This is a genomic window from Vibrio sp. D417a, assembly GCF_030248595.1.
GTDB lineage: Bacteria > Pseudomonadota > Gammaproteobacteria > Enterobacterales > Vibrionaceae > Vibrio > Vibrio alginolyticus.
Genome location: NZ_JAHGAM010000008.1, coordinates 265592 through 274015, shown reverse-complemented (window position 1 = coordinate 274015; position 8424 = coordinate 265592). Strand labels below are relative to the sequence as shown.

Annotated in this window: 13 protein-coding genes; all 13 read right to left on the bottom strand. The window is 40.3% G+C overall.

Annotated elements, in window-relative coordinates:
- Positions 1-281: 281 nt before the first annotated feature.
- The 13 genes from KI742_RS10175 to KI742_RS10115 all read right to left on the bottom strand — a co-directional run bounded on the left by KI742_RS10175 (position 282) and on the right by KI742_RS10115 (position 8271).
- Entirely contained in the window at positions 282-512 is a 231-nt protein-coding gene (locus KI742_RS10175) for a hypothetical protein (RefSeq protein ID WP_017820907.1), read from the bottom strand.
- A 129-nt stretch (positions 513-641) separates the two neighbouring features.
- The gene (locus KI742_RS10170) at positions 642-1280 is read right to left on the bottom strand and encodes a DJ-1/PfpI family protein (protein WP_206959177.1); all 639 of its coding nucleotides are present in this window, start codon (positions 1278-1280) and stop codon (positions 642-644) included.
- Between the two features lie 165 nt (positions 1281-1445).
- Positions 1446-1844, bottom strand: coding sequence for a VOC family protein (locus KI742_RS10165; RefSeq protein WP_213907226.1), 399 nt, complete (start codon positions 1842-1844; stop codon positions 1446-1448).
- Positions 1845-2049: 205 nt separating this feature from the next.
- Positions 2050-2688, bottom strand: coding sequence for a hypothetical protein (locus KI742_RS10160; protein WP_054865570.1), 639 nt, complete (start codon positions 2686-2688; stop codon positions 2050-2052).
- Between the two features lie 126 nt (positions 2689-2814).
- The gene (locus tag KI742_RS10155) at positions 2815-3264 is read right to left on the bottom strand and encodes a nuclear transport factor 2 family protein (RefSeq protein WP_005377826.1); all 450 of its coding nucleotides are present in this window, start codon (positions 3262-3264) and stop codon (positions 2815-2817) included.
- 163 nt (positions 3265-3427) lie between these two features.
- Entirely contained in the window at positions 3428-3817 is a 390-nt protein-coding gene (locus KI742_RS10150) for a lysozyme inhibitor LprI family protein (RefSeq protein ID WP_213907259.1), read from the bottom strand.
- A gap of 405 nt (positions 3818-4222) precedes the next feature.
- A complete protein-coding gene (locus tag KI742_RS10145; RefSeq protein ID WP_005377824.1) occupies positions 4223-4474 on the bottom strand; it encodes a TIGR03643 family protein in 252 nt (83 codons plus the stop codon).
- Positions 4475-4572: 98 nt separating this feature from the next.
- Entirely contained in the window at positions 4573-5073 is a 501-nt protein-coding gene (locus KI742_RS10140) for a GNAT family N-acetyltransferase (RefSeq protein ID WP_137281925.1), read from the bottom strand.
- 150 nt (positions 5074-5223) lie between these two features.
- Complete coding sequence (locus KI742_RS10135; RefSeq protein WP_258659223.1) at positions 5224-5604, bottom strand: hypothetical protein; 381 nt, start codon at positions 5602-5604, stop codon at positions 5224-5226.
- A gap of 153 nt (positions 5605-5757) precedes the next feature.
- Entirely contained in the window at positions 5758-6162 is a 405-nt protein-coding gene (locus tag KI742_RS10130) for a DUF1801 domain-containing protein (protein WP_285385913.1), read from the bottom strand.
- A 141-nt stretch (positions 6163-6303) separates the two neighbouring features.
- Positions 6304-6636, bottom strand: a complete 333-nt coding sequence (locus tag KI742_RS10125) for a YnfA family protein (RefSeq protein WP_005377819.1) — start codon at positions 6634-6636, stop codon at positions 6304-6306.
- A gap of 64 nt (positions 6637-6700) precedes the next feature.
- Positions 6701-7168, bottom strand: a complete 468-nt coding sequence (locus KI742_RS10120; RefSeq protein ID WP_005385757.1) for an Sbal_3080 family lipoprotein — start codon at positions 7166-7168, stop codon at positions 6701-6703.
- A gap of 419 nt (positions 7169-7587) precedes the next feature.
- Complete coding sequence (locus KI742_RS10115; protein ID WP_086046699.1) at positions 7588-8271, bottom strand: DUF4336 domain-containing protein; 684 nt, start codon at positions 8269-8271, stop codon at positions 7588-7590.
- Positions 8272-8424 lie beyond the last annotated feature (153 nt).

Genomic DNA, 8424 nt, shown 5'->3' with positions numbered 1-8424 from the left:
ACCTTATTTAGGACGGCACACAAATTTTAGAAAAAGCCCACCTTTTGGTGGGCTTTTTTGTGTCTGTAATTCATTGATACTCAAGTAAAACTACTTCTTTTCTTGTCCCTTGTTTTTGCTCTGCGTTAGCCCCTTGTCAGAGATAAAAGTGCACTACCTGATCCGCAACACAACCTCAAGACCCTAAATGCAAAGCATAAGGTGCATACGCTTCAAACCCACTAGAGCCGTCTATAAATTATGTTGCGTGCCACTTGCTGTGGCTTTAGAGGCACTGACTACTAATCTAAATTATCTGGCGTGTGAAGATTAGTGCCGCATATTGTACATTTGTAGTCACCAGTCGCTTCGCCTTCCATTAATGAGCTAATTATTGCTGCAAATAGACCAGAGAAGAAACCTTTAGCTTTTTTCTCGGTCTTTTCCTGCGCTTTAGAGAAGCTTTCGTACCGATGTAGCGTTACTTCTTTACAATTACAGCAAAACGCTCTTGTCTCTTCAGAACCGTACATTTTTACCAATTGATTTACTCCCTGTAAGTTAATTTCCCCAAGTGGCGTTATGTTCAAGGGTAAGTCACACAAGACTGATGTGTGACTTACCCTAAACACTAAAACGAACGTAATGTAAAACACCACATGTTATGAATGATTATTTAACGCCTTGTGATCCGAGCTTGCTAACTCTGCTGATTGAATAGTTGTGGCAATAAGCTCTTCAAACAGCTCTAATTGCCCAGCAGGTATCAATTGATTTTGTATAGCTTTTCGTTTGTTTGAGTCAAATAGCCGCTCTGTTAACCAACCAATTAGATACATCAGTGAAAGGCAGCCACCGGCCGTCGCTACATTACCGTCTATCACGAGAGGCAGATCCTGAACATCTCCTCCCATACTTTGTAGAACATCCTTTGCATCTGGGTTTGTTGTTAATCGCTTGCCTTTTAGTAAACCGAGTTCATGGAGGATGAATGATCCCGCACAAATCGAACCTATTAGCTGCCTATTTGGATCAAGATTCAACGCTGACATAAATTCAGCATCTTTTAAAGCGGCTGGAATACCCCGTTTGCCGCTTGTAATAAGAACGACATCTTGATTCGTCACCTCAGAAAGGTGTCCGTCTGTTTTAACTTTCATACCGAGGTGGGAATGATGTTCAGATTTAGTTCCAAGTATACTTACCGTCCAACTGTCGGTTGTGCGCCCTAGCAAGTCATACATAAGAAAGAAATCGACATCCGTGAAATCATCAAATAAAACAACGCCGATTTTATACATAACATTTATCCTTTTGGACTTACTCGTAAGTCGCAAAATGTGTAGTAGGAGGGGAGGGGCATTCAATACGCAAGCTTCTGCTGAGCACCTTAAATACCAAAGGCGGTGCAAACTAACAATGCCATGTGTACCAAATCCCTATTATAAAATTTTGTTATGTTTGTTTTACGAGCCCGCCCAGAAAAACTCAACCCTAATACCACTTGGGTCGTAACACATTAAATGTTTTGCGGGTTCTGTCTTAACAAGCTCGGGACCAAACTCAATTTCGATTCCCGACGCCATAAATTGATCACGCAACTCATAGAGTTGCTTCTCAGTCTCTACGAGTAAAGCTAAGTGATGCAAACCAATATTCGTTTTTCTGTCAAATGGAGTGGCGGCATCAGCCTTAGCCGCCCATAGTGTAAGCATGATATGCCCATCACTCACAAATATTGCCGGGTAGTCTGGATTTCTTTTTACTTCACTCCAACCTAATTGTTCAGTGAAAAACTTCGCGCTTGCTTCTAGGTTAGATACGGTTAAACCTACGTGGTGTATGCCTTTTGTTAACACAGTCACTTTGTTTCCTTACTCGTTTTAATGGCTATCAAACAAAGATAACTCGATAAAAAGTAAGCATCAATACACATATATTGATTAACTTCGTCAATCTATTCGAATACGGTAATCCAACTGGAAACATAACATTGTAAACACGAAACCCAACCTTGAACTAAAAATTAAACTTTGAGTTCATTCTTAAGGGCTTTATTAATCAAATGCATTAATAGCCATAATATTTAAGCCAGCCTATAGGGCATATCATTCCATTAAACGTTTGAATGTTCTTATTCAAGCTAACGTCTTCCAATTTGTAACAGTGAACAACATTACTAGTCGAAGTAGATGCTGGTGTTGAATAGGTCACAGGTTTAGAAGCGTTTGCTTTATGTATTTCATGTGCTCGCTGCTGGTTTATCGCCACTTGATTCTTGTGATTGTTAACTTCTCGCAATCCAGATTCTAAGGGTAGGTGCCAATCCTTACATGTTGTTCCTAAACCATCATTCTGAGACTGATATTCTGATAACGCTACACGAGCTTCATTTACCGACTGATCGATATCGGACTGATCGACTAGCCAAGTAGAAAAAGAATAGTTAATGGCCTCTCGATAGTTTACCGATTGCTCTAAGCTATAAGCATCGGAATGAAAACAGGCCTCTACCACTGCCCATTGAGTCGATAGGTTTGATAATACGTTTTCAGGTATAGGCTGTAGCTGGCTTTGCGTAGATTGGCAACCGGTTAGAAGAAAAGGGACAGGGAGTAGTTTTAGAAAAAATTTTTGGTTCATTTTAATTTTAAAATTAGTGCAATCTTTTTCATTATCATAATACAGGACGATTGAAGAAAGTAGCATTTCTATCAGTAAGGGAATGTGGCTAACGCACTGATAAGGTGTGAGTAAAGCGATATCAAAGCCCTCAACACACCTTAACTACGAATACTACCGCATAACAAAGATGCTATGCGGTAACGGTAGTATTCAGGCTTGAACAGTTTGTCGCACGTTGCTCTCGCCTGACAGCACGGAAATTCTCTCAAAATCTCGACTCGGGAAGTCAGGATCTACGTACACAAACATACGACTTATCATTTTTCCTTCAAACTCAAATACACTACAAAAACGCCCTGTGGAAACTTTGTTGTCCGGCCAAGAGGTACCATCACTCATTACGCCGCCTTCCTGTCCTTCAACAATGACCTTGTTTCCAGCAGTCGTTATTTGAAAGCCGTCTATGTCGTGCCAGATACTAATCAACGAGCTACCAATCCTATTGCCAAACTCCACTAAGGCACTCTTTCCTTTCGCTTGCCCAAATTTAGGAAAGAAAAAATCAACATCCTCTGAGAATAGATCCAGATAGCTAGGATCACCGGCATCTATTTTCTCGAAATACTTAACTACTAGCCCAACTAAATCGTCTTTTTCCATAATTATTTCACACCCATATTAGCTTTACGCACAACGCAGGGTTAAGTAGTAAGCGGAGCGACCACTCAACCTGAACGTTTGCATCTTAAACACCGAGTACATTTAAACTGAAATTGCCAAGAGTTGCGAATCTTATTGAAGTGCTTTGTTAGATGTAATCCGTTTAGCCTGCGTATACTCCATTGAAGTACTCGACGCGTTCTAACGTCATTCTTAACTTACACTCTTCAATCTGGACACCTTGCCAGGGTGAGGGTGTGGAAGACAGGCCCGTAAATTCACATTCGGCGTCTCTGTATTTTAGCCAAGCTCTTTGGGCCTTTCGAAATGGCTCTACCAGTTCGGTCTGAGACCATGTTTCCCTTAGTGCTTTTTCTTCCTCACCTATTCTAGCGATTGCTTCCTTGTAACTTTCGTTAAGCTCTTTATCTGCAGATTCCATCTTCTTTTCTACACACTGATAACCAGCCATAACGCCACCGCCTTTTACTTTGCAGGGATCTTCAACATCATCAGAGGCCAAGCAAGGTAAAGAAACCAACGCAAATATCATAAGTAATTTGTTCAAAATTGCCTCCAAGCTCCGAGTGCTTGTTAAACCGTTATCCGCTATTTTTCCTTTTTAATCATGCAGCTTTTTGTCTGTGCCTTCAAAGATAAAATAGAAGGTTAGTGATTCTAGTGCCTAAACAGAAGGTCAAAGAAGATTGATACACGGGTTAAATGACGCCTTAATCTGACTTACTTTTAGTGGGCGTTTTGTGTCAATCTTTTCTGTGGAATCATTAGTTTGATGGCGTCTGAGGATGTTAATATGACTCCCATTGAATTTATTATCGCCCTGAAACACCTAGGTTGAATTAAGTGGTGACTATTCCCCTCCAATCATGAAGTTGGTTCAAAGGTAGGGCGATAAATGTTGCGATTCGTAATAAAAATTTATGCCAAGTGCAGTTCGCTATCGCGGCTTATATTGAGTCGGGCAATAACCTCTAATGATGTCTGAGTTTCGTAGCTTGTTGTGTTTTGTATTGCGCCCCGAAACCCTTTTACGCCACAATTTAAAGCTACTTGATTTGAGCCGGCTACGCATAAACTGAATCACGTCGGATTCATTCAAACCAAATTGAAATTCGATAGCCTCAAATGGGGTGCGGTCTTCCCATGCCATTTCTATTATTCTTGACTCAGTTTCCGAGGTCAGTTTCATTTCAAATAACCTATTTAAGAAAAGACATTGTTACGACGGAAATTGAGTCTTGGTTCAAATGTTCTTATATGCGTGCTTAGTGTTTAGCGACTTAACACCTACAAAAACTTCTCAATGAGGACTTCGTCTACGTATTTCCCACGAACTTTTGCATGCTTCTTCGCGGTCCCTACGATTTCGAAGCCTTGTTTGAGATAGGCTGATAACGCTCGGTCATTATCGCTGCGGACGTACGCAAATAGTTTTTCGTAACCCTTTTGTTTGGCTACTTCGAATGTCGATTTGAAAAGCTGTTTAGACACACCTTGGCCACGAGCACCGTCACTAACAAACGTACCAATTATGCCAACATGGTCAAAAGCTTTTGTATATTGTGCAAAGGGCTCGATATTTTGGAAACCAATGACTTGTGAGCTATTTTCGGATAAAGCGACTGTAAACACGCCCCGTTCTGGGAAATGAGTAATGAACTCTTTTTCTTCTTCAGGTGTGAAAGGCGTATCTAATACAGTGTATAAACCTTCAATAATGATGGGATTGAGGACGTTTGTAATGCCTTCAGCATCACCTAAAGTTACCTGACGTACAATTAAATTCATGCCACTTAGCTCCTATTAAAATTAGGGCTGTTTTGTACATGAGTTGGAGACTTGCGGCAACAAGTAACGTCATTAAGTCGTAAAGAATATACCTATTACACTTAAGCGGCGGTTAATAGTGCTGATTGTTACTTTAGTATTTCTGATATATCACTTTTTAAGTGACGGCTTAACTTCTACAGAATATTTCCACATCACGACCCCGTTTTCTACAAGATCATAACTCGCGCTTTGACCCTCGGAGTTGAGTACAAATACCGGCATTTCCATCCTTGACGTAGCGCCATCTCGGTTGCATGACATGGTAGCTTCAAGCTGTATGCTATTTTTGCTCGGTTCTGAAAGGGTTCCTAAGTACGTGCAGCCGTCGACAAAACTGGTTTTGCTTTTTCCTTTAGAGGATATTTCAAAAGTCGGAAAAATGAATGTGGATTGAGGCTCTGTTACTACCACATTGACTTGATAGTTCGTCGCTGAAAAAGCTTTGAAATGAGCTCCAAGCATTAGTAAGAACAAAATTTTTGATTTCATAAACTCTTCTTTATTTCGATATTACTAGTTTGGTTACGGCGCTATTAACGTGACCACTTAATCTAAAACTTTACTGCGTAAGCATTAAAAAGAATACAAAGGTAGAGTAGTTGAATATGGTTAATCGGCCGTAAATAGTTTTATTAAGCGAGCTTACATACCTAAAAGAGGTAAGTTCTTTCGCTTTTGATAGGTTAATGCTAATTCTAAACAGGTCTTGATTGAAGCTTCTGGCAAAGGTGCTGATAAAGATAGAATTATTGCTCGATTACCCTGAAACTCAAGTGAGTCACTATACAGTTCGCGGAATGTGTCGACGAGCTTAGTTTGGCAATTAAAGAATAGATAATAACGACTAGGCGTTTTCTGTTTCCAATCCATCCTTACCGGGCTACCTGTTTTCACACTGTAGCTTGGCTCTCCCCATTTTAGAGATTCTTCAACTTCCCCCAGTTTTAATTCAGAAGCGACAGTTAAGACGGTATTTCGTAGCTCTTCTATCCGAATACGCACATGTTTTGGATACTCATCAAATCTTGCCTTCACTGCATGGTTCATTAGTATCTCCCATAAATAGCGCCGTTTTGGGGTGAAGCCCAAGCGTACTTTGGCTATGTAGCAATTACGTCATAATGTTATTAATCAATAAATCTAGCACATAGCCAAAATACTAAGCGTAAGGGTTTCCCTCGGTTACGCTTAGGATGCTCTGGGTGAAAACATGATGATTGACATGCCAAGCATAGCGACAGAAACCCCCACTATGTCCCAGAGCGTTGGCCGAACGCCGTCGATACACCACAACCATAGAATTGCGACAAAAATATAGACACCACCGTAAGCAGCATAAACTCTGCCAGTAGCGGTAGGATGTAAAGATAGAAGCCAAGCAAACATGGCAAGGCATAGCGCTGCCGGTACCAAAAGCCAAACTGACTTATCTTCCTTTAACCAGAGATAAGGTAAGTAGCAGCCTAATATTTCTGCAATGGCGGTTATAAAGAAAAGCCCAATGGTTTTGACTTCAGTCACTTAAACATTCCTATCTTTATCTACAAATATATGATGCTGGTTAAATGGGCAATTGCTCGGCTCATTACATTTCGCCCAGCTTAATCTTGGATTGAGCCTCACTCACGGTTTGTTTACCGAATAACAAATCCATCATCGAAATGATTCGTTTGTTGTCTTTACCCCATTTATCTGGATTCGCGCTGTTTGGTGCTTTAAATTCAACTTGTCCTACTTTTTCGTTATTTTTGTAGGCTTTGATCTGAGCATCAGCGATAAATGTTCTAAAATCCCAGCTCCAGCGTGATACGTAAGTAAGTGTTAGCTCAGAGCTAACAGGAGGCGTGCCGTCGCTTACGACTGTGCATTTATGGGCGGTATCCAAACACCAGTCTTGCATCGAATCTAAGAAAACATCTCGCGTGGCGTTGTCTTTTACGATGGTGATTTCCTTGCTCTGATTTTCTTTCGAGATTGTTTCTACCGTATACTTTGGTGCCGCACATGCAGCTAATAGAATAGGCAAGCTTAGAATGATGAGTTTTTTGTGCATCTTATGTCTCTTTTTTTTAAAATTTATATATTCAAACAACTTCAAGATACTGAGTTCAACGAGAATAACTAACAAGCATGGCAACTGTTATTAACAAAACCTTTAGAGTAGAAGGGTTTGTTTCGGGAGTATGCCAATGTCTCGATGCAAAATAATTAGTAAGAGATTGCTATTGCGTTATGTTAACTCTTGAACTTATGTCCGTATCAATGTCCAGAATTCTTCGCATTGAAGTTTTTGAAGTGCAATTCTAACGGAATTTTAAATTGCTGCATAATGCTCAATTAAGAGGAATAGGGGAGCTTATCGTTAAACATAACGTGTAGTGCTGTAAATTGGTCCCTAAGACTAAGCTAAAAGGGCCTAATGTTTTAAAATAGCTTCTTGTCTATTCTGTTGTGTGAGTTTTCAATGTTGTCTCATACTAGCCACTTAAAAGAGCGCTGTAAGAACTCGTCTGCATTATCAAGGACGATTTCACCGTGAGCCATAACCAATATATTAGGTTTCCAAGACAGCAATTTATTTAAGTGTTTTCGAGCCTCTTGTTTGCTAAACATAAAACTTAGGCGCCAATCCAAAGGCATTTTTCCATTCGGAGCAAGAATACCGGCCCCTTTAGCCACAAACCGCTGCCAGTAGTTAAAGTCCTGGCCAGAAAAATTCTCGACGAGGTCAGTAACAATTAAGGTCTTTGAAAGTCGATGATAAAACACACACTCTTCCATTAATGGAGAGCCAGAAAATAGTTCTTGTTCAATCTCAGAGTTCCAAGCATTACCGCCTTGGTTAAGTGAAGCGTGAAAGTGTATATCACGGCACTTCTTAATGACTTCATCTGTGCCATAAATTTCTGCGCTAGGATAGGCAAATACCCATTCAGATAAGAACAAGTGGTGTAAATGATTAGGAGCGATTAAGTATTTCACTTGGCCTAGATTGTTGATTTGCTCTTTAATCGAATTTGATAACTGAATTGGACTATGAACCCAAAGGCCACCATCAGAAAGCCTAACAATAGTCATACGAGTGGTGTATGGGAGTCCTAAGAATTGGACGGGATCTCCGTCAAATATCCATATCTCATGGGCTAACTTTTTCATGTCTCTCCAACCGTTAACACTGTATTAAGGCGGCATTTAAGTTACTCAAAAGCTGCCTTGCTGCACAATAAACGCTTCGCTAAGCGTAAACCAAAAATATTAGGTTTACCAAACCCTTATTGAGTGCAGCTGTATGTCTTTGAGTATTTTTAT